General features: G+C 35.6%; 14 protein-coding genes. 8 read left to right on the top strand and 6 right to left on the bottom strand.

The features are described from left to right. Positions 1-93 precede the first annotated feature (93 nt). A complete protein-coding gene (gene rpoD, locus NPY00_RS04420) occupies positions 94-2,106 on the bottom strand; it encodes an RNA polymerase sigma factor RpoD (RefSeq protein WP_269020860.1) in 2,013 nt (670 codons plus the stop codon). Between the two features lie 361 nt (positions 2,107-2,467). Further along, positions 2,468-4,399: a DNA primase gene (gene dnaG / locus NPY00_RS04425; protein ID WP_269020861.1), complete on the bottom strand. Its 1,932-nt coding sequence runs from the start codon at positions 4,397-4,399 to the stop codon at positions 2,468-2,470. A gap of 130 nt (positions 4,400-4,529) precedes the next feature. Between dnaG and NPY00_RS04430 the strand changes: the two genes are divergently transcribed. The 3 genes from NPY00_RS04430 to NPY00_RS04440 all read left to right on the top strand — a co-directional run bounded on the left by NPY00_RS04430 (position 4,530) and on the right by NPY00_RS04440 (position 8,256). Further along, positions 4,530-5,759 (top strand): mechanosensitive ion channel family protein, encoded by a 1,230-nt coding sequence (locus tag NPY00_RS04430; protein ID WP_269020862.1) that lies wholly within the window; start codon positions 4,530-4,532, stop codon positions 5,757-5,759. Positions 5,760-5,808: 49 nt separating this feature from the next. Beyond that, the gene (locus NPY00_RS04435; RefSeq protein WP_269020863.1) at positions 5,809-7,482 is read left to right on the top strand and encodes a Na/Pi cotransporter family protein; all 1,674 of its coding nucleotides are present in this window, start codon (positions 5,809-5,811) and stop codon (positions 7,480-7,482) included. A 522-nt stretch (positions 7,483-8,004) separates the two neighbouring features. Then, complete coding sequence (locus tag NPY00_RS04440; protein WP_269020864.1) at positions 8,005-8,256, top strand: GlsB/YeaQ/YmgE family stress response membrane protein; 252 nt, start codon at positions 8,005-8,007, stop codon at positions 8,254-8,256. Between the two features lie 449 nt (positions 8,257-8,705). On the opposite strand, the gene NPY00_RS04445 is transcribed toward NPY00_RS04440, so the two are convergent. Continuing rightward, the gene (locus NPY00_RS04445) at positions 8,706-9,158 is read right to left on the bottom strand and encodes a GatB/YqeY domain-containing protein (RefSeq protein WP_269020865.1); all 453 of its coding nucleotides are present in this window, start codon (positions 9,156-9,158) and stop codon (positions 8,706-8,708) included. 272 nt (positions 9,159-9,430) lie between these two features. Here NPY00_RS04445 and carA point away from each other — a divergent pair, with 272 nt between their 5' ends. The 4 genes from carA (at position 9,431) to NPY00_RS04465 (ending at position 17,297) form a co-directional block, all read left to right on the top strand. Continuing rightward, on the top strand, positions 9,431-10,663 hold the full coding sequence (gene carA, locus NPY00_RS04450) for a glutamine-hydrolyzing carbamoyl-phosphate synthase small subunit (protein WP_269020866.1): 1,233 nt from the start codon (positions 9,431-9,433) through the stop codon (positions 10,661-10,663). A gap of 824 nt (positions 10,664-11,487) precedes the next feature. After that, positions 11,488-14,973, top strand: a complete 3,486-nt coding sequence (gene carB / locus NPY00_RS04455; protein WP_269020867.1) for a carbamoyl-phosphate synthase large subunit — start codon at positions 11,488-11,490, stop codon at positions 14,971-14,973. Between the two features lie 245 nt (positions 14,974-15,218). Then, positions 15,219-15,428 carry a cold-shock protein gene (locus NPY00_RS04460; RefSeq protein ID WP_269020868.1) on the top strand — a complete coding sequence of 70 codons (210 nt, stop codon included), beginning with the start codon at positions 15,219-15,221 and terminating at the stop codon, positions 15,426-15,428. Positions 15,429-16,094: 666 nt separating this feature from the next. Next, positions 16,095-17,297, top strand: coding sequence for a pyridoxal phosphate-dependent aminotransferase (locus NPY00_RS04465; RefSeq protein ID WP_269020869.1), 1,203 nt, complete (start codon positions 16,095-16,097; stop codon positions 17,295-17,297). A gap of 604 nt (positions 17,298-17,901) precedes the next feature. Here the strand turns inward: NPY00_RS04465 and NPY00_RS04470 are convergent. Then, the gene (locus tag NPY00_RS04470; RefSeq protein ID WP_269020870.1) at positions 17,902-18,807 is read right to left on the bottom strand and encodes a LysR family transcriptional regulator; all 906 of its coding nucleotides are present in this window, start codon (positions 18,805-18,807) and stop codon (positions 17,902-17,904) included. 59 nt (positions 18,808-18,866) lie between these two features. After that, positions 18,867-19,820 (bottom strand): thioredoxin-disulfide reductase, encoded by a 954-nt coding sequence (gene trxB / locus NPY00_RS04475; protein ID WP_269020871.1) that lies wholly within the window; start codon positions 19,818-19,820, stop codon positions 18,867-18,869. 286 nt (positions 19,821-20,106) lie between these two features. On the opposite strand from trxB, the gene NPY00_RS04480 reads away from it, so the two are divergent. Next, on the top strand, positions 20,107-21,501 hold the full coding sequence (locus tag NPY00_RS04480; protein ID WP_269020942.1) for a TrkH family potassium uptake protein: 1,395 nt from the start codon (positions 20,107-20,109) through the stop codon (positions 21,499-21,501). Positions 21,502-21,765: 264 nt separating this feature from the next. On the opposite strand, the gene NPY00_RS04485 is transcribed toward NPY00_RS04480, so the two are convergent. Next, the gene (locus NPY00_RS04485; RefSeq protein WP_269020872.1) at positions 21,766-22,824 is read right to left on the bottom strand and encodes a glycosyltransferase family 4 protein; all 1,059 of its coding nucleotides are present in this window, start codon (positions 22,822-22,824) and stop codon (positions 21,766-21,768) included. Positions 22,825-22,835 lie beyond the last annotated feature (11 nt).

Here is a 22,835-nt window from a genome sequence, read left to right on the forward strand (position 1 = left end):
ATATACACTCATATCCACTTTTTATGAATATTTTTCACAAAAAAATCGTATCTTTTCCGCCATAAAATCCGTTTGATGATATTGAATATCTTATCAAGAATCAAGAAAACTGCGCAATTTACGTGAACGACTTGGATGTTTCAATTTACGAAGGGCTTTTGCTTCAATCTGACGAATACGTTCTCGCGTAACTGAAAATTGTTGACCAACTTCTTCTAATGTATGATCAGTATTCATTCCAATACCAAAACGCATTCTCAAAACACGCTCTTCACGCGGCGTTAGTGACGCAAGAACACGCGTTGTCGTGTCTCGCAGATTAGCCTGAATAGCAGCATCAATGGGTAATAATGCATTTCTATCTTCAATAAAATCACCTAAATGAGAATCATCCTCATCACCAACTGGTGTTTCAAGTGAAATAGGCTCTTTCGCAATTTTAAGAACTTTTCTTACTTTTTCTAACGGCATAGAAAGTTTGCTAGACAATTCCTCCGGCGTAGGCTCACGCCCTATTTCGTGTAAAATTTGACGCGATGTACGAACAATCTTATTAATTGTTTCGATCATATGGACAGGAATACGAATAGTTCGTGCTTGATCAGCAATTGAACGTGTAATCGCCTGACGTATCCACCATGTGGCATACGTCGAAAATTTATATCCACGCCGATATTCAAATTTATCAACAGCTTTCATCAAACCAATATTGCCTTCTTGAATCAAATCAAGAAATTGCAGACCGCGATTCGTGTATTTTTTAGCAATTGAAATTACAAGACGCAGATTAGCCTCTACCATTTCTTTTTTAGCAATCGCTGCCTCACGCTCACCTTTTTGAACTTGCGTAACAATCCGGCGAAACTCTCCAATTGAAATAGCCGTTGTTTTTGCAAGCTCCTGTATTTCACTTCGCAAATTTTGAATAACTTTTTCTTCTCGGGTTGCAAATTCTTTCCAACCATTTCCTGGCAAAGCTGAAATATACTTAATCCAATCAACCTCAAACTCACGGCCCTGATATTCTTTCAAGAAGTTTTCATGACCAATTCCATAATTATGAGCAATCCTCTTTAACTTACCTTCATTATGCATCAACTGCTTATTGATAGTATAAAGCTGCTCAACTAACGACTCAATACGATTTTGATTTAAGGAAAGAGATTTGACGGCCTGAATCAATTCATTTTTCAATTGAGTACATTTTTTCTTTTGTGAAGAAGACAGAGCCTTCTCTTTATGATCAGTTAAACTGCTTTCAACGTGCTGATCTTGCAGTTTCCGTAATTTAGCGTATGTCTCAGCAATAAAATCCAAAGTTTCCATCACCTGAGGACACAACTCATTTTCCATTGCAGCAAGTGATAAATTAACTTCATCATCATCTTCATCATCATCTTCGAGGTTAACATCTCGAGAAATATCATCTATATTACGTGAACGAGCAAAAGAAGACTGCCCCTCTTTGATCCTATCGATATCATTCGGCTCGATAACAGGCGCTTGTTTCGCTTCCGGTCCAGCATAAGTCATTTCAAGATCAATAATTTCGCGAAGAAGAATACGCTGCTCTTTCAACTCTTCACGCCAAATAATCAAAGCTTGAAACGTTAAAGGGCTCTCACAAAGCCCCGCAATCATCGTTTCACGCCCTGCCTCAATACGCTTAGCAATAGCAATTTCACCTTCACGCGATAGAAGCTCAACAGCACCCATTTCACGTAAATACATACGGACAGGATCATCTGTTCGATCTGTAGCATCTCGTCTAGAAGTTGTTGTAATCGCACGACTCGTAGATTCTACTAAATCTCCACCTTCTACTACAGTATCTACTTCATCATTCTCTAATTCAATTTCATCTTCATCATTAACAACATTAATACCCATCTCAGAAAACATTGCTAATGTATCTTCAATTTGCTCAGATGTGACTTCATCAGAAGGAAGAACTGCATTCAACTCATCCATTGTCACGTAACCATTCTTTTTGGCAAGTTTAATCATTTTTTTGATGGCATCATCAGAAAAATCAAGAAGAGGGCTATCCAAACTCACTTGGCTCGTTGCTTCCATATTGTCTTTCTGTTTAACTTGTGTCGCCATACCATTAACTCCACTTGATCACTCTGCCTGTTTTGTGTGATCAACTTCTCTACGTTCTTACTGAATAGATAAACAATTCTTCATATACATTTCTTCTCAAAAAAATCTTTGTTAATAAAGAATACATTTTTTACACACAATCTTATTCACACAAAAACACGGGAAAACTCCAGAAGTTTCCCCGACACCTTTCAGCCTTTCTGAAAAAGTTTTTGTACCATCTAGTAAGAACAAATTTCCCGCTTTTCTTAAATTCAATCGCCATTTTTAAAAAAAATACCGCCTCGATAATATTTCCTTATATCATGCTCTAGGTGACTGATTCGCTTCAAAAAAGCGAATCATTTTATTATAACTTGGTTTACTTTTTATCTGTTCGCTCATCAAACCAATATCCAAATCCTTCAATTAAAGCTGCTAAAGTCTCCGTTTCCTGCATATGCTTTATTTCGCTTTGCATCTCACGCAGTGAATTTAAAATCTCATCATTGGGATTTTCTATATACTGTTCTTGAATATCTTTTATCCTCTTATGTAGGTGGTGTTCCTTAAGATGCAAGTAGACAGCTTGTTTTAATACAATACGAACATCTTCAATGGAAGCGCCAACAAAAAACTTATGTATCCCAACATTATGAAGACGTTTCTCCATTTGTTCTAAAATCGTTTTTTGTCCTCTTTCTTCTAAAAATAAGACCATTGTTTCTTTATCATAAAGTGATTGATTTCCCAATATTTCTAACATAGTTCTATGTAAAATTATTAATTGAGAATTTTTAAATTCTAGTGCAGAAAGCGTTTCAAAGTCCTCATGCCAAAGCTCCGGATAATGAACCAATATTAGTAAAATTAACATATCGCGTACAGACGCAGAATGCATTTTTGGAGTACGCAGCATATTAGACTTTTCTAACAGAGGGAAAGAGGTCTTTCCAAAAAGACTGTTTTTTCGATTTTCGCTATATCCTTGCATAGTCTTTTGTTTAAAACTAGACGAACGAAAAAAAACGAAGAGGCGTTTTTTTATATCTTGCAAATAATAACGACGTATATCGCCATCTTTAATTGTAAAAATTTTCTGTCTAAGTTTTCGTTCCAGTGCTGCTCGTTCTTCTGGCGTTTCAAAATGCTTTCCATAAGTAGCACGCTGCCATAAAAGCTCAACCAACGACATTGATTTTTGCAACAAAGAAGTAAAAAATTGTGCGCCGTTAGAGTGAATAATTTCGTCAGGATCTGTACCCTGTGGCAATAAGACAACGCGCACAGAAACCCCTGCCCTTAAAAGAGGCAAAACACGATCAGCAACACGAAGAGCGGCATTTATACCAGCGTTATCACCATCAAAACACAAAATCGGATCAGGTTTTATCTGCCATAACAGTTGGATTTGTGTTTCTGTTAAAGCTGTCCCCAAAGGAGCAACAACTTGCTCGAAACCAGCTTTAGTTAAAGAAATAACATCCATGTAGCCTTCTACAACAATGAGAGAGTGCCTCTCTTCACTTTTAACAGAACGACTGTTTTTTCGAGCAGAAGCCGCATTATAAAGAATATTCCCTTTATGAAAAAGAACTGTTTCAGGGCTATTAAGATATTTTGCCAGTGCCTCTTTATCAAGTGCACGTCCTCCAAATGCCACCACACGTTCGCGAAGATCTTCAATAGGAAACAGGATACGATTTCTAAATCGATCATAGGGAACTGCAATATCTTCACCCGATATGAGAAGACCACAATCTTCCATTTGTTTTACCGAAATGCCTTGGGCACTCAAAGCATCCTTCAAGGCCGTTCGTCTTGCTGACGCAAACCCTATCCGAAAACGCTTTATCAACTCTATCGTTACACCACGCTCATCAAGATAACGAAGCGCTTGTCTTCCTTCAGAACTGAATAAATTTTTGTGAAAAAAATCTGTAGCAATCTGCATAATATTATAAAGATCAGATTTTTGCTTCTCACGTTTATAACTTTGTGGATCAAGAATAGGAACAGCTATTCCTGCCAAATGAGCTAAACGCTCTACAGCTTCTGAAAAGTGCAATCCATCAAGTTCACAAAGAAAAGTGAAAATATCACCCTTTACTCCACAACCAAAACAATAATAACGTCCTTTACGATCATCACAATGAAAACTCGGTGTTTTTTCCCCATGAAATGGACAGCAACACCAAAAATCTCCTCGTGAAGACTTGCTTTTTCGAGAATCAAATGTCACTCTTTGTCCAATAACTAGAGAAATTGGTAATCTAGTGCGAAGATCATCAAGAAAATCAGACGAAAAATGCATGATTCCCCACAAAATTCTAAAATCTTTTCTATATATTTAATGATTTTAAAGGATAATTCTAAATATTTTATTTGCAACAATTGAAAATTCTAGACCAATCATGAATTTTTCAGAAGGAAATAGCAAAAAAATGACGAAACTGTTTATTCAATACCCCTTGCTAGAAACTATCTCTTGGTTATTTGGCCTGATTTTTATTGCACTTCTCATCAATTTTTTAGCACGAAAACTGCTCATTAATGGTATAAAACAGCTTTCTCATTTGCTCCCTAAAGCAACAAATGTTGATATTGAAAATGCTATTCGTTATATGGCAAATATCACTTCAGCCTTAATTCTCTCAATAGGTGTCAATTTTATCCCCACATTGCCCGATGCACTCAGCACTGTTATTCGCAATGTCGCTAACGCTTTTATTATTTTTATCGTTACCCTAACCATTTCTGCTCTCTTTAATATCATCAATATTCTTTACGAACAAAAAGAAACAGCACGGTTAAAACCAATAAAAGGCTACATTCAAATCGCTAAAATTGCGCTTTTCACAATTTCTGCCGTTTTAATGTTAGCTACATTAATCGATCGCTCACCTCTTATTCTCTTTTCTGGATTTGGTGCAATAACCGCTGTTCTTATTTTGGTTTTTCAAGATACGCTCCTTTCTTTCATTGCAGGCATTCAAATTTCATTCACCGATATGGTTCGTGTTGGTGATTGGATTGAAATCCCCAATCTCGGTGCAGACGGGGACGTCATTGAAATTGCACTGCATACTGTTAAAGTTCAAAATTTTGATAAAACAATTACGACAGTTCCTATTCGTAAATTGGTAACCGATCCTTTTAAAAATTGGCGTGGAATGACCGAAGCAGGTGGAAGACGCATTAAACGGTCTCTATTTATTGATCAATTAAGCATTCACTTTCACACCGAAGAAGAACAAGAACACCTAAAAAGATTTAATCTGTTAGAAGAATATTTTGCACAAAAAATATCAGAAATTAATGAATGGAATGCTACATTAAACAAAAATCACGATATGCCAGCTAATATGCGTCGTTTGAGCAATATCGGAACTTTCCGCGCTTATATTTTTGCCTACTTACAACAACACCCATACATCGCACAAAACATGCCTCTCATGGCACGACAATTACCTCCTACATCTGAAGGGTTACCTTTGGAAATCTACTGTTTTACCAATACAACTGTCTGGTTAGACTATGAACAAATTCAATCTGATATTTTTGATCATCTTTATTCCATTATTCCTAATTTTGGTTTAAAAATTTTTCAAAATCCAAGCAGTTATAATTTTATTCATACATTTGAAAAAAGTGAAACTATAAATCAAAAATAACCATTCTTAAAATTAGCTCATAATTCCGAACAAAGAAAGAAAAAGTATTATGAATGGCTCACTGATACTCCTTCATCTTGCAGGAGCTATTTCTTTACTTCTGTGGGCTACACGCATGATACGCACAGGAGTTGAGCGTGCTTATGGTGATAAACTCAAATATCAATTACATCATGTCATATCCAATCCATTTTATGCAGTAGGATTTGGACTTTTTTTGGCAATAATCTTACAAAGCTCTACAGCTGTAACACTTTTGGTAAGTTCTTTTGTCGAATCTCATTTTATTTCTGCCTTAGCAGGACTTATGGTTGTCCGTGGAGGAGAGTTAGGATCAGCATTTGTTGTTAAAATTCTCTCTTATGACCTTACAATTGTCGTACCTCTATGTCTTTTGATTGGCACATTTATTTTTATGACAACTGAAAAAAAAGATTGGCGCCAAATAGGACGGATTATTATTGGAGTTGGTCTCTTAATTCTCTCTTTACAAATGACAAGCGCTGCTACAGAACCTTTACGTGAGAGCGCTATTTTACCCAATATCGTTCACTATCTTTCAACAGACTCTATTTCTGCTTTCTTGTTGGCAGCAGTTTTAACCTATTTCTTACATTCATCCATTGCCGGAATTGTTCTTCTCATTAATTTTGCCAACTACGATCTTATTCATACTCAATTATGTGTCGTCATGGTCCTTGGTGTTAATTTAGGTTCTTCTTTTATAGCACCACTCTTAACACGAAATGCTCCTTCTAATGCACGACTTATCCCCTTAGGAAATTTACTCACACGGGGCATTGGTTCAATTCTTATTCTCATTTTATTCCTCTCCTTTAAACCACCAATCACATGGCTTGGAAAAGAAGCTGCAACGCAAGTTATAAATGCTCATATCATTTTTAATACTCTTATCCTTTTTGCAAGCATACCGCTATCACAGTGGATTTTAAAACTGACCACTAAAATCGTCCAAATATATGTAAAAAATCAGCCATCCAATAATATATTTGATTTAACGGATCAAACAGCCCTTGACGAAAGTGTTTTGGATCGCCCCACTTTAGCACTCTCAAATGTAACGCGTGAAGTTATCCATATTTGTAATCTTGTTGATATCATGCTGGAAAAAATTATGGAGCTTTATGAAAAACCTGACCGCAATATTATAAATGAACTCAATCAATTGAATGTTATTTTGCACAAAAAACATATTGCGATTAAACTCTATCTTGCACAACTCGCTGGACAAAAATTATCAGATGAAGAAGCCTTTCAAACTCAAGAGCTTTTAGATGCATGTATAAAACTCGATCAAACAGGAGACGTCATCATCCATAATATGATCACGTTGGTTAAAAAGAAACAACAGAAAAAATTACAATTTACCAATGATGGTTGGAACGACTTGCTCCATTTTCATGCAATTGTTTTAGCCAATGCGCATATTGCATTTAACGTTCTTGTCTCACGCGATACGCACACAGCACATTTGTTAGTACAAAAAAAAGATAAACTCCGTGACTTAGAAAAAGAAATGAGTTTAAAGCATTTTAAACGCTTGCGCGAAGGAAATGTTCAAAATATAGAAACATCCAGTCTTCATCTTGATACTGTGCGTGATCTCAAACAAATAAATTCTCTTTTAACCTCTATGGTCTATCCTATTTTAGAGGCACAAGGTCTATTAAAAAGTTCTAGATTACGAACTCCTTCTGAGTAAAAACATTTAAACCTTAATTTCAATGTTGTTCTTAACACGAAAAATAAAACAATATTATGAGAAAATATAACTGAATACTCGCTATTATAGCTATAATTTCTTTAGAGAATCCAAGTAATATGGATTAATCATTGAATTAAAAGAAGCAAACGTCTCTGCTTATATTCTATTGGATATGTTTTTTAATTCTGTTATTCTTCAGAATATTGCATTTTAAACGATTAAGATCTTATATTTTCATTATTGTTAAGACTTTATTCTTAAATACAATTTTTTGAGATTTAAAATCATTATCGATCATATTTTGTCTGTTGGTCTAGAATTTAAGTTGTTCTAGTGAAGAAAAATAATACTAAATTCAATTATGTTTTCTTTTATTTGAAACTCAATACAACATAAACTACACACAATACTTCTATCATTCATCTCTCTTTAGACAATAAATAAGAAAACCTTGAACTGTATAAAATTTACCCTAACTAAGCTTACCAACAGTTTAAACTAAGGGATAAGGAGGATAGAATGGAAGATACAAATATTGGCTGGATTATCGCTATTATTATTGGCGGCCTTGCAGGATGGGCTGCACAGTATTTTATGAAAAGTCGAGCAGGAATATTACTAAACATTGTTTTAGGGGTTCTTGGTGCTGCGTTAGCTAGCTTCTTTTTTGGTCTTTTAGGTATCAATTTTGCAGGATGGTTTGATTACCTCATTTCAGGTTTTATCGGAGCCTGCATATTAATATGGATAGGTCGGAAAATTCGACCATAAATACTTATTAACTCTTCAACTGCGTCTTGAGTGCCTTTCTAAAGCTATCCGAAATCAACTTCTATTCTTAACGTTTTATACCTATATCTTCTACAAAATAGAAGAATAAAAACTTTCTAATTTGTAGTTTTTATTGTACCCACGTTAAAATCAACGAATAGTTAAAAATTCTACTCATTGTATTCCTTTATACACAGGTAAACTAAAAAGCATGTTAAATAACCGTAATGACTCCCACTTCCATCAAAAGGCATATTTAAACAATCTTGAAGATATAAATATTAAGTCATTATGAGTACAAAAGCAGATCTATTTTCCTCAACTCACTTGTTATAACAATCTTATAGTGTATTCATCTTATCGATCAATACCGCTTCATACTCTTTCCTTACCAAACAATTTGAGAAAGAAAACAAAATTTTCGTCTATGTTCTGGAATTTTTGAAAATTTATCTTAATTTTTCACGAAGATTATTACTAACCTTAGAAAAATCCATTTGGCCTGCATAGCGCTCTTTTAACCAAGAGATTACTTTTCTAATATCACAAACCCCTTTGGCTTTTGTCTGTTCCAAAGCTTCACAAAGAACTTTCTCAATTTCCGCTTCATCAAATTGATGAGGAAGAAGTTCACGAATAGCCGCTGCTTCTATCTTCTCCTTTTTTGCCATATCAAAGCGACCAGATTTTTCATAAATATGCGCTGATTCTTCACGCTGTTTAATCATTGTAACTAAAATAAATTGTATCTGATGATCATTCATTTCCTGTTTATCTTCACTACAACGAAGAATATCACGATCTTTAATCGCAGCATTAATTAAACGAAGTACAGAAAGGCGCGCTTTATCTTGCTTCTTTAAAGCAATGTTGAAAGCCATATCAATCCGATCACGTAACATAAATATATCCAATGTAACTCAAACAAGAGCGTAATTCTAAACCAATCCTTAAACACCTTTCAATGCATAATAAAAAATAAAGCCACAGAAAATCTAAAAACAACTCTTTACCTATTTATCGAATAAACTTATAATCCGTGGCTTAAGTGAAGTATTAAGATAACATAAAATACGGCATTTATTAGAGTAAAGAGAATGCGTCTATTACGGTTGCAGTTTTCATATCTCATTCATTATTACATTATTAGAACCATGGATTGTGAACACGCACTATGACACAAACTATCCCGTCTCCCAATCCTTGGGGCACCAGTAAGCCTACAGCTCTTTTAATCCTAGCTGATGGAACAATTATTGAAGGAAAAGGCGCAGGTGCTACAGGTATCGCTGAAGCTGAGGTATGTTTCAATACTGCCATTACAGGCTATGAAGAAATTCTTACTGATCCATCGTACACAAAACAAATCGTCAACTTTACATTTCCTCATATTGGCAATGTAGGAACGAATAGTGAAGATATTGAAGATCTTAATCCTCTCGATTGTTGTGGTGCGGTTGGTGCTATTTTCAAAGCCGATATTACCTGTGCTTCAAATTATCGTGCAAATGAAAATCTTAATCAGTGGCTTAAAAAACGCAATATCATTGCACTTTGTGGCATTGATACACGGGCATTAACGGTTCTCATTCGCGAAAAAGGTTTCCTCAACGCTGTCATTGCTCATGACCAAAATGGAAACTTTGATATTGAAACTTTGAAAAAGTGTGCGCAAAAATGGCCTGGTATTACAGATCTTGATCTTGCAAAAAATGTAACATCAAAACAATTAATGACATGGGACGAAAAACCGTGGATATGGAATAAAGGTTATAGCCAAAATAAAAAACACAATTTTCATATTGTCGCAATTGATTATGGTATTAAGCGGAATATCCTTCGCCTTCTAGCTGCGCAAGGAGCTCGCATAACAATTGTACCCGCAGATATAACTGCAAAAGAAATTTTAGCAATGAATCCTGATGGCATTTTTCTTTCTAATGGCCCTGGAGATCCAGCTGCGACAGCTGAATACGCCGTTCCAACAATAAAAGAATTAATTAATTATAATATACCGCTTTTTGGCATATGTCTTGGTCATCAACTTCTCGCTCTTGCGGTTGGAGCAAAAACATCCAAAATGCATCAAGGACATCATGGTGCAAACCATCCTGTTAAACATTTTAATACGGGAAAAGTTGAAATTGTATCCATGAATCACGGTTTTAGCGTCGACGCCACATCTTTGCCACCGTATGTTGAAGAAACACATATTTCTCTTTTTGATGGATCAAATTGCGGTATCCGATTCATTGAAAAACCTATTTTTTCTGTACAACATCATCCTGAAGCTTCTCCTGGGCCACAAGACAGTCACTACCTTTTTCAATATTTTTGTAATTTGATTATTGAGTACAAAAAAAACAATTTAACTCAATCGTCTCATCTTTCCGAGTGTCACGTGTAAACCTGTGTACTTTGTGTTTCATGAGATGCACACATTCATGAACAACATACAAATTAATAAAAACAGGTGAACTTTATTCTTTCTTGATCAATAAAATATTTCTACAAAAATATATTATGAAATAAACGAACCTGTAAAACAAAGATTATTGTTGCGGCAATCATTACAAATTTTCCCCCTCTCAACTAAAAAATTACAGAGAAATTATAAGTCATTTCTTTATCAATAAACCGCTCAAAAAGAGAAGAGCGGGTTCCATGATTAATTTTAATAAACGAAATAAAAAAAATGTTACAAATTTCTCTTTGAAAAAGACAGACAACTACACTGGAGTTAATTTTAGTGTATGTCTCAAAATTCCATAAACACACTCTCAAGTAATGTATCATTATTTTATGTAGATTTTTAAATCTTATCATTATTTCTTTGAGAGATATTGAGCACTCTTTCAAAATGCACATTCAAAATGCACAAAGAATCAATTTTAATATATCTCAAAAATCTTACCCTTCTAAAATTATACCTCAATTATAGTTTTTAATATCAAAATCGTATGAATAATTATGCACACGACACGCTGCTATCTTATAACTGTCAAATAGCTTAAAATTTTTAAATATAATATAAATAACAAAAGCTTATGATCAAAAAAACAACAAAAATTAATTATAATCAAAGAAAATATTAGTCGGCAATTTTATGAAAAAAACATTTTATAGCTTACTTTATTTGTTTATTAACCTATAAAAGAAAACTGAACTTTCCAATCTTAATATTCTACCTGCTACAAAATTGCATACGAATATTCGTTTAAGGGGAAAAACATGCCAAAACGCACAGATATAAAATCTATTCTTATCATTGGAGCAGGACCTATTATTATCGGCCAGGCATGTGAATTTGATTATTCAGGCACACAAGCTTGCAAAGCCTTAAAAGAAGAAGGTTACCGGATTATTCTTGTCAATTCGAATCCTGCAACCATTATGACAGATCCAGATTTAGCTGATGCAACTTATATTGAACCTATTACCCCAGAAGTCGTTGCACAAATTATCGCTCGTGAACGCCCTGATGCTCTTTTACCAACGATGGGAGGACAAACAGCACTCAACACCGCTTTATCATTAAAGCGTATGGGAATTTTAGACCGTTATCACGTTGAAATGATTGGGGCAAATGCTGATGCTATTGATAAAGCCGAAGATCGAGCTTTATTTCGTGAAGCTATGACAAAAATCGGTTTAGAAACACCGCGTTCTCTCTTAGCCAATGCAACCGAACTTAAAGAGCAACACCGCCAACTTTATGCAGAAAAATACAATAAATTTAAAACAACACTTTCCGGTGATGCATTGGACAGAGCATTAGAAGAACTTGAGAAAGATTGGCAACATGGAGAATCCGACCGGAAACAACATTATATAGCACATGCAGCAGCAAAAGCAGTTCAAGCTCTTGATACTATTGGTCTCCCAGCAATTATTCGTCCTTCATTCACACTTGGTGGCACCGGTGGAGGTATTGCTTATAATCGAACTGAATTTTATGAAATTATTGAGCGCGGTCTTGAAGCTTCACCCACAACAGAAGTTTTAATTGAAGAAAGTGTTTTGGGATGGAAAGAATATGAAATGGAAGTTGTACGTGATAAAAACGACAACTGTATCATCATTTGTTCCATTGAAAATATTGATCCTATGGGAATCCACACAGGTGATTCTATTACCGTTGCCCCTGCTTTGACTTTGACAGATAAAGAATATCAAATCATGCGTAACGCTTCAATTGCTGTGTTGCACGAAATTGGTGTTGAAACTGGAGGATCCAATGTACAGTTTGCTGTCAATCCTGATAATGGACGTCTCGTTGTTATTGAAATGAACCCACGTGTTTCTCGTTCTTCTGCACTTGCGTCCAAAGCAACAGGCTTTCCTATTGCTAAAGTGGCAGCAAAATTAGCAGTCGGCTATACACTTGATGAATTAAAAAATGATATTACAGGTGGTACAACACCAGCATCATTTGAACCTTCAATTGATTATATTGTTACCAAAATTCCTCGTTTTGCTTTCGAAAAATTTCCCGGTTCGACATCTGTTTTAACCACAGCAATGAAATCTGTAGGAGAAGTTATGGCCATTGGTCGTACTTTTCAAGAATCTTTGCAAAAAGCACTTCGTGGACTGGAAACAGGACTTACCGGTCTAGATGAAATTGCAATTCCTGAACATGCAGAAAGTGATGAAAAAAACTCTATACGTTCCGCTATTGCAATCCCAACACCTGATCGTTTGCGTTACATCGCTCAAGCGATACGAATGAACTTATCTTTAAAAGAAATTCATCAAATTAGCAAAATTGACCCTTGGTTTTTAGAACAAATAGCATCCATCGTTAATATGGAACAGCGTATTCGTACCTACGGTTTGCCTCAAGATGCCAATAATTTTCGTATGTTAAAAGCTATGGGATTTTCAGATGAGCGTTTAGCTAACTTAACCAAGAAAACACCAAAAGAAATTGCTGCCCTACGCAAATCATTGAATGTAAAACACGTTTTCAAACGCATCGATACTTGTGCTGCTGAATTTTCTTCCCCAACAGCATATATGTATTCAACATATGAAACACCTTTTGCAGGAATAGAACACTCAGAAGCACAAGTTTCTGAGCGTAAAAAAGTTGTGATTTTAGGAGGGGGACCCAACCGGATTGGTCAAGGAATTGAATTTGACTATTGTTGCTGTCATGCGGCTTTTTCTCTCCGAGATGCAGGTTTTGAAGCCATCATGGTCAACTGTAACCCTGAAACGGTTTCTACTGATTATGATACCTCCGATCGTCTTTATTTTGAACCTTTAACAACAGAAGATGTTCTTGCTATTTTAGAAACAGAACAAGAAAAAGGTGAATTATTGGGTGTTATCGTACAATTGGGTGGGCAAACACCACTAAAATTGGCAAGTGCCTTAGAAAAAAACAAAATTCCCATTTTGGGAACTTCACCTGAAGCTATTGATCTCGCAGAAGATAGAGATCGCTTTCAAAAATTGTTATTTAAACTTAATTTAACGCAACCTAAAAATAGTATTGCTCATTCTATTGAACAGGCACGTATTGTTGCTTACGAACTTGGTTTTCCACTCGTTGTACGCCCTTCTTACGTTTTGGGAGGACGTGCAATGCAAATTATCCGCGATGAACGGAGTTTACAAAACTACTTACTCGAAATCGTTCCCGAATTGGTATCAGAAGATATCAAAGCGCATTACCCAAATGATAAAACAGCTCAAATCAATACATTGCTCGGGAAAAATCCACTATTATTTGATACCTATCTGACAGAAGCTATTGAAGTAGATGTTGATTGTCTATGTGATGGAGAAGAAACGCTCATCGTTGGTATTATGGAACATATTGAAGAAGCAGGAATCCATTCAGGAGACTCCGCCTGTTCTTTACCGGTGCGTACACTTTCACAGAAAATAGTTGCTGAACTGGAACGGCAAACAAAAGCTTTAGCACAAGCACTCCATGTACGTGGTTTAATGAATGTACAATATGCTATCAAAGATGAAACAATCTATGTTTTAGAAGTAAATCCTCGTGCATCACGTACCGTCCCCTTTGTTGCAAAAGCAATTGGTCAACCCATCGTCAAAATTGCTACACGCATTATGATAGGAGAAAGTCTTCACGAAGCATTGAAAGCCTACGGTGGAGTAGCTCCTATACCAAACAAATCACATATTGCTGTTAAAGAAGCTGTCTTTCCTTTTTCTCGTTTTCCAGGTGTCGATACTCTGCTTGGTCCAGAGATGCGTTCAACTGGTGAAGTAATGGGGTTTGATTACGACTTTGCTCTTGCTTTTGCAAAAGCACAACTTGGAGCTGGTGTCGATCTTCCTCAAGAAGGTACTTTGTTTGTTTCCGTGAAAGATGAAGATAAAAAACGGATTTTAAAACCTGTAAAACGCTTAACAGAGCTTGGGTTTTCAATTTTAGCAACAAATGGAACTCAAAAATTTCTTGCTCAACACGGTATTAAAGCCGAAAAAATCAATAAAGTACTTGAAGGTCATCCACATATTGAAGATGCTATTCGTAATCGCAAAATTCAATTAATTTTTAATACAACAAATACTGCTAGTGCTATTTCAGACTCCAAATCATTACGCCATGCCGCAGTTATGCAAAAAATTCCTTATTATACAACAATTACTGGAGCTGAGGCTGTAACCCACGCCATTCAAGCTTTAAAAACAAAAAAACTTGAAGTGCGTCCACTGCAAAATTACTTTACTTAAATCATGCAACCAAAAATGTTCTTTACTTTATTTACCCATCCTTTTTTTGAGAGAAAAAATCGATTCAGCTTGCATTTCACTAGGAATTATTTTATAGTTCCTCTCGTCGGACTTTTGGTTACGTGACTTTTTTTTCTGTGCGATGTGCACTTTTGACGAAACTTCTCCTACCTAATTTCGATCTACAACTGTATTGGATGCTTAAAGCTCCAATATATAATTATTTTTATATTCAGGAGTTTCCTATGTCGACAGGAATAGTTAAGTGGTTTAATGCAACAAAAGGTTTTGGTTTTATCCAACCGAGTGATGGAAGTGCAGATGTATTTGTTCATATTTCTGCTGTTGAGCGTTCTGGTTTGAACAGCCTAAACGAAGGTCAGAAAGTATCTTATGAGGTTCTTCAAGATCGTCGTTCCGGAAAATTTTCCGCGGGGAATCTTGCTGCTGTTTAAATTTCTTCACTTATCTACTTTACAGAATCTCGCCTTTCTAGGCGAGTTTTTTTTAAAAAAAACAGTTTGTTACTATAAAAATAAATAATTTTCTCCGTATAACGGCTGAAAAATCCCCATATTTTCTATAAAATTTATTGTAATCTCTTACAGCGCTTTTTGATAAAATTACAAAATATCTATAATGCAACAACACATCATTATAGACATTATTGCTATCCTGCTTCTCTCCTCATACAATTCATTTTAATATAAGAATTTTACTCTTATCACAGAATAAATTTATTCAATTCTTTCTGTTACAATTTCACAGAATGAATAAATTGAAAATTTTCTTCCATTTTATACAACATCGATTAAATAATTTTTTGATTGAAAGTTATCTTACAGTCAATAATCACACAAAATCATCTATAAAAGCTGTTCCATCAATTTTTATTATTTTTTGCAAACAAATTGATATCGTCAACATGAAAGCAAGTTCTTTTCACTTTTATTTTCTAAAATCTTCTTTCTCATCAATGCAAAAAAAATTATAAAATCAACGTCTAATATAAGATCTTTCAAAAAATTCCTTGCAGTTTTTTATTGCATACAACATAATTATTTATGAAAATTCTTTGCACATACAATTATTTTCTTATCCTACATTAAGGAGTTTATATTATGGCTTTTATTGCCGACAAGCTTTCTCATATCAAACCTTCTGCAACAATTGCTGTTTCTCAGAAAGCGCGAACTTTGAAAGCTTTAGGTCATAATGTCATTGCTTTAAGTGCTGGAGAGCCAGATTTCGATACACCTGATCATATTAAAGAATCTGCAATTAAAGCTATTCAACGCGGAGAAACAAAATATACTCCTATATCTGGGATTCCAGAATTGCGCCAAGCAATTTCTGCAAAATTTAAACGAGAGAATAACCTCGACTACACACCAGAGCAAATTATCGTAGGAACTGGCGGAAAACAAATCCTTTTTAATGCATTGATGGCAACTTTAAATACAGGAGATGAAGTAATTATTCCTTCTCCTTATTGGGTTAGTTATCCAGAAATGGTAGCCATTAACGGTGGAGTACCTGTTTTCGTAGAAACAAAAACAGAGTTTTCTTATAAACTGCAACCACAGGAATTGGAATCTGCCATTACTCCTAAAACTAAATGGTTTATTTTTAACTCTCCATCAAATCCATCAGGTGCTGCTTATACACATGACGAATTAAAAAAAATCACAGATGTTTTAGTCAAATACCCTCACGTTCATATCCTCTCCGACGACATATATGAACATTTAACCTACGGAGACTTTTCTTTTGTTACCCCAGCACAAGTCGAGCCACTGCTTTATGAGCGTACTTTAACAATGAATGGCGTTTCCAAAGCTTATGCCATGACTGGGTGGCGAATCGGTTATGCAGGTGGACCAAAAGAATTAATTAAAGCTATGGATATCATTCAGGGTCAACAAACGTCTGGCACAAGCTCTATTTCACAATGGGCAGCAGTTGAAGCTCTCAATGGTCCTCAAGATTTTATTATGAAAAATAAAATAATTTTTCAAACACGCCGTGATCTTGTCGTTTCCTTACTGAACCAAGCTCCTGGTCTTCATTGTCCAACACCAGAAGGCGCTTTTTACGTCTATCCTTCTTGTGAAAAACTCATCGGAAAAAAAACGCCTAAAGGTAAAGTTATCACCAATGATGAAGATTTCGTTATTGCACTTCTAGAGGAAGAATCTGTTGCCGTTGTTCATGGATCTGCTTTTGGACTCGGACCAGCATTTCGCATTTCTTATGCAACATCAGAAAAATTACTCGAAGAGGCTTGTTTACGGATCCAGCGCTTTTGCAACAGTTTATCTTAATCACCCTAATTTTGATTCTTATGAGCAGTTTTATATCAAAACGTTTACATGCATGAGAGTAGAATAGAGCATGAATGTTGTATTTTTTGAAAAAAATAACTGTACAAAATTGATATTCTAAAAAACAATCTTCCAAACACTCCATTTTAATGAATGACCATAAAAAAATTGGTAGTTATAGAGATACGAATAAGTAAAATTTTAATACTCTAAAACATATCGATACAGTGCGAATAGAGCCTCTATTTCTTCAAAATATATTAATTTTTAGAAAAAATCATTTATTCTTCACACAATTTTTGAGATTTTTCTTTTGTAATTTTTCATTATATTTCACTTTTTCACCACAATTGGTGTTTAGGGATTCCGGTTTAAACTAAAAAAATACCGGGCAAATGCCCGGTTAAATTGGAAGATCTTTGGAGATAAATTAACTTTTAGACCTTCGAAAGGGAACACTCAAGAAAACGCAATAAAGAGAAACATAATCAAGAGATAGTACCTTATCTCATTTTATAAAAATGAAGACAATAAAAACTTAAGCGTATCTGCTATGCAATAAGTACATGGCTGCTCTCTTATTGTGGCGTAATTTTTAAATCTGTTAAAATGACCATTGGCGTGCTTTTGAAAAAATGTAATCTCTAAAAGCAATGAGTTTCGCTGAATTCTTTAAGGCATTAGAGTAACAAAAGAATGTATCGAAAGAAGGTATATCAATCATATCAGGAAAAAGACGTACAAGTTTCTCATCATTATTCACAATATAATCAGGAAGGACTGCAATACCAAAATCACGTATAAGTGCGTTTTTAATAGAAATAATATTATTGATTTGTAATACAGAAAAACGCAAAGAACTATCTCTTCTTCCAACTTTTTCCAGCCAATTCAAACCAGATAAATGATGTGGAATAGGTTCACCAAATGAAATAATACGATGTGAATCAAGCTCAGACAATTTTTCTGGTTTTCCATATTGTTCAATATAATTTTCTGAAGCATAAACATGCATATGAACTGTAAATAATTTTCTTTGTATAATATCAGGTTGCTGAGGCTGATGTAAACGAACAGCACAGTCCGCATAACGCATTGTTAAATCTACTTCTTCATCGTTCAGCAAAAGTTGAATTTGCATATCAGGATAAAGATTAAGAAATTCTGGCATACGTTCCGCAAGCCATCCTGCTCCCATTCCAAATGTTGAGGTAACACGTAAATGTCCTTTTGGCTTCTCTCGACTTTCATTTAATTGTGAACGAGCATTTTCCAGTTTCATGAGAACATCATGAGCTGTACGATAGAGAATTTCACCCTGCTCTGTTAAAATTAAGCCACGTGCATGACGTTGAAATAAAGGAACACCGACATCCTGTTCTAAAGCTGACACCTGTCGTGAGATAGCTGATTGAGATAAATAAAGTCTTTGAGCAGCACGTGTAAAAGAACCTGCTTCTGCAGCAGCATGAAACACTCTTAGTTTATCCCAATCTAACGGTACAACCACAATTTTTTCTCTAATTTTATATTATTAATGAATCACAAACGTTATTCAAATATTGAGTTTTACATCTGCGAATCTAAAAACCGTTCCGCTTCCAATGCCGCCATGCATCCTCTTCCCGCCGCAGTTACCGCCTGGCGGAACACATCATCCGTCACATCTCCTGCAGCAAAAACACCTGCTACACTTGTTGTCGTTGAATCTGGTGCTGTCCATAAATAACCGTTTGGTTTTTGTTTCAATTGCCCTTCAAAAAGAGAAACAGAGGGATTATGTCCAATGGCAATAAATATTCCATCTGCATTTATTTTAAGCTCTTGACCTGTTTTTACATTTTTAAGACGTGCACCCGTTACAAGAGCACCTCTTGAAGGCTGAGCTGGCAAACCAACGATCTCTTCAACCACATGATCCCAAATAACGCGCACATTATCACGGGCAAACAATCTATTTTGCAAGATTTTTTCCGCTCGAAAATGATCTCGCCGATGAACAACATGTACACTTTTAGCTAAATGCGATAAATACAGTGCCTCTTCAACAGCTGTATTGCCTCCCCCTACAACAACAACATCTTTATCACGATAGAAGAAACCATCACAGGTCGCACAAGCAGAAACACCTCCACCCATAAAGGTCTGTTCACTGTCTAAACCAAGCCAACGCGCTTGTGCTCCTGTTGCAATAATAAGCGCATCACAACAATAATGTGTTCCAGAATCTCCATATAGACTAAAAGGACGTTTTGATAAATCAGCTTTTATAATATTATCATAGATAATTTTCGTCCCCATACGCTCAGCTTGCTTTGCCATTTGTTCCATCAACCATGGACCTTGAATTGGATCAGTAAAACCTGGATAATTTTCAACATCAGTTGTAATCATCAACTGTCCTCCCTGTTGTAATCCAGTAACCAAAACAGGTTCAAGCATTGCTCTCGCCGCATAAATTGATGCGGTATAACCCGCTGGTCCTGAACCAACAATAAGAACACGAATATGCGATTGTGTCATGAGATTCTCTTTATTGATTGCGCATTTTGCATTTTTATTCATCAATTATGAAAGAAGTACAATCCCTAAAAAAGACTGTTTCAACAATTTAAATTATGATGAACATGTACTTTTTTCAAGATTTTCTGAAAGATTGATTGCCAATTGATAACAGCATACTTAATATATACTAGTATATAAAGCTTAATAAACAGAATACGACAACAAACACAAAAGATAGGGAAAAATCATTTTTCAATTTATTACCAATGTCTGTGCACGTTTTGCATTAATCATGGGCATGGCAATGCTTTTGCCGGCTTTTGTAGATTTGCGTGATGGAAGTCAAAATTGGACAATTTTTCTTTATCCTTGTGCCATTACAACTATGTTAGCAACCTTAATTCTTTTAGCAACTAAAGGCGCTACCTGTCGTTTTTCAGCACGGCTCGGTTTTACACTTACTGTTTGTTTGTGGTTAACAGGAAGTATGGTAGGAGCTCTGCCTCTTTATCTTTCTTTACTTCCCATTTCTTTAGCCGGTGCAGTTTTTGAAGCTATCTCAGGGATAACAACAACAGGATCCACAGTCATAACAAATCTTGACCACTTATCCAGAGGCATTTTATTATGGCGCTCCATTATATGCTGGATTGGAGGGATTGGTTTTATTGGTTTAGCTTTATTACTCTTACCCTCATTTCGAGCAGAGGGAATACAACTTTTTCATATGGAGTCATCAGAAAAATCCGCAAAAATATTACCTCGAATCACACAAATTGCCAATGGAATTATCACGGCCTATGTAGGACTAACATTTACCTGCACACTTTCTTATTTTGCTGCCGGCATGACTTTATTTGATTCCATAAATCACGCAATGAGTACAATAGCAACAGCTGGTTTCTCAACGCATGATGCTTCTTTCGGTTATTTCTCTGATAAACCAGCTATTTTGATTGTTGCAACAATTTTTATGCTGCTGTCTTCTCTTCCTTTTATGCTTTACGTTAAACTCGTTCTTCCTGGCCAAGCTAAACGCTCTATTGATCCGCAAGTTATTGTTTTTCTCACGATCGTTTTTCTATTCAGTTCTGCTTTGGCATTATGGTTACGATTTCATGATCATTTAACATCTCACTGGGTTTTTCTTGATGTTATTTTTCATCTTACATCGATCATTAGCACCACTGGCTACAGTGCCGAAGACTATCAGCTGTGGGGTCCTTTTGCGCTTGGTATCTTTTTTATTATTTCTTTTACAGGCGGATGTGCTGGCTCTACTTCTGGAGGCATAAAAATTAACCGTTTGATTATTCTTTGGCGTATTGCGCAAACGAATATGACAAAACTTCTCTCCCCAAATACTGTCGTAAAAGTTCGCTATGATCATTCAAATATATCAAACGATATTGCAAAAGAAGTTTTGCTGTTTGTCTGTCTTTATATGTTTTGTCTTCTTATTGGGACTGCACTTTTACTCACAACTGGTCTTGATTTTACATCGTCCTTTACAGGTGCTTTAACAGCTCTTTCAAATATTGGTCCCGGTTTTGGAGATATTATTGGTCCTGTTGGAAACTTCTCAACAATTAATGATAATGCTTTGTGGATTTTAAGTTTCCTAATGCTTGTTGGGCGTCTCGAAATTCTAACTATATTTGTACTTTTTGTTCCTGCTTTTTGGCGTGAACAATTTTAATATATTATAATTGAAATTTCTGCACTGACTTTATTGAAAACGCATCCGCAGTCTAAAATTTATAAAAAGTACTCAACACAAGAACTTTGACATACACTAAAGTTTTTAGAGTTATAGCTAATTTATCTCATCCAACCAAAACTTTATTTCTATAACATGGCTCTCAAAATGCCTCTACGAGCTAAATATAGAATTCATATAAGAGCTTTAACATTCATCATCACAAATAACGCATAAATAAGAGTTTAAATTGAATCCATAAATTTAAAGTGCTGCACTTGAAAATATTTCTTTATACACATTTCCAATTGCAACTGCTTCTTTTTCTAGAGGGAAATGTGTCCGAACATGAGAATAAGCCTTTTCTCCTGCTTTTAATGTTTTTTCTAAATCGGCAAAATACGGCTCAATGGCTTCAATTAAAGCTGACCCATCTCCTGCTTTCACAACTGTGCCTGTTCCTTCTATAACCAAATCTTCATAAATACCCACATCACTAGCCACAACAGCTGTCTGTGAAGCCATCGCTTCTAATGGTGTTAACCCAAAACCTTCCTCCCGAGAAGGTGCGACATAAAGTGACATACGGCGGTACCACCGGTGTGTATCCAGAATCTCTCCAAGAAAAATAATACGATCACTCAAATCGGAAGCCGTAATCTTTCTACGTAATTTTTTCTCAAAATAACAATGCTGTTCTGTAGTACGACCCGCAATAATCGCTGTCCATTCGGGATAACGCGGCAATAAAGCTATCATTGCATCGACAAATAAATCAGTTCCCTTTGAATAGCGTATACGCCCAAAACATCCTATCGCATATTTTCCTGGAAACCCTGCAGCAGAAAAACAATCATCAGCCGTTTTGGGTGGTGAAAAACGCTCAAGATCTATTCCATGCATAATAACTTCATAAGGAACTTCTAAATAAGCCCCTGTACGTGCACTTGTAGCAATAACCTTATCCATGCGACGAATTAACCACTTTGTAAATGGTTTATGGTGTCGTTGAGATGCTGACGTAAAGACAAGCTTAAGCTTCATTCGCAAAACATCGCGCAAAAAAACCCCACACAGCATCTCAATATTACGCCGCGCATGCCAAATACGAAATGGTTTTCCTATAGGAGCTTTCCAAAGTCCGAAAAGATCCTTAAAAGAGAGAGCCGGAAAATTTTTCGGTAATCCCGGCCCTAAAGTGGATATAGCAACTCCTTGTTTTCTCTGTAACGGAACAAGTTGAATGATTGTAGAAGTAACTCCTGACAAGCGTCTTTTAAAATGAGGAGCAATCACATCCGTTGTCTTTAAAGACATGCGCATAATACTTAAAA

The sequence above is a fragment of the Bartonella sp. F02 genome, from assembly GCF_026929975.1.
Classification (GTDB): domain Bacteria; phylum Pseudomonadota; class Alphaproteobacteria; order Rhizobiales; family Rhizobiaceae; genus Bartonella.

Coding starts and splice junctions, on each gene's coding strand:
- NPY00_RS04440 (WP_269020864.1), top strand. CDS start 8,005: ATGGAAGATACAAATATTGGCTGGATTATCGCTATTATTATTGGCGGC.
- carB (WP_269020867.1), top strand. CDS start 11,488: ATGCCAAAACGCACAGATATAAAATCTATTCTTATCATTGGAGCAGGA.
- rpoD (WP_269020860.1), bottom strand. CDS start 2,106: ATGGCGACACAAGTTAAACAGAAAGACAATATGGAAGCAACGAGCCAA.
- NPY00_RS04480 (WP_269020942.1), top strand. CDS start 20,107: ATGCTTTTGCCGGCTTTTGTAGATTTGCGTGATGGAAGTCAAAATTGG.
- NPY00_RS04465 (WP_269020869.1), top strand. CDS start 16,095: ATGGCTTTTATTGCCGACAAGCTTTCTCATATCAAACCTTCTGCAACA.
- trxB (WP_269020871.1), bottom strand. CDS start 19,820: ATGACACAATCGCATATTCGTGTTCTTATTGTTGGTTCAGGACCAGCG.
- NPY00_RS04485 (WP_269020872.1), bottom strand. CDS start 22,824: ATGCGCATGTCTTTAAAGACAACGGATGTGATTGCTCCTCATTTTAAA.
- NPY00_RS04460 (WP_269020868.1), top strand. CDS start 15,219: ATGTCGACAGGAATAGTTAAGTGGTTTAATGCAACAAAAGGTTTTGGT.
- carA (WP_269020866.1), top strand. CDS start 9,431: ATGACACAAACTATCCCGTCTCCCAATCCTTGGGGCACCAGTAAGCCT.
- dnaG (WP_269020861.1), bottom strand. CDS start 4,399: ATGCATTTTTCGTCTGATTTTCTTGATGATCTTCGCACTAGATTACCA.
- NPY00_RS04435 (WP_269020863.1), top strand. CDS start 5,809: ATGAATGGCTCACTGATACTCCTTCATCTTGCAGGAGCTATTTCTTTA.
- NPY00_RS04430 (WP_269020862.1), top strand. CDS start 4,530: ATGACGAAACTGTTTATTCAATACCCCTTGCTAGAAACTATCTCTTGG.
- NPY00_RS04445 (WP_269020865.1), bottom strand. CDS start 9,158: ATGTTACGTGATCGGATTGATATGGCTTTCAACATTGCTTTAAAGAAG.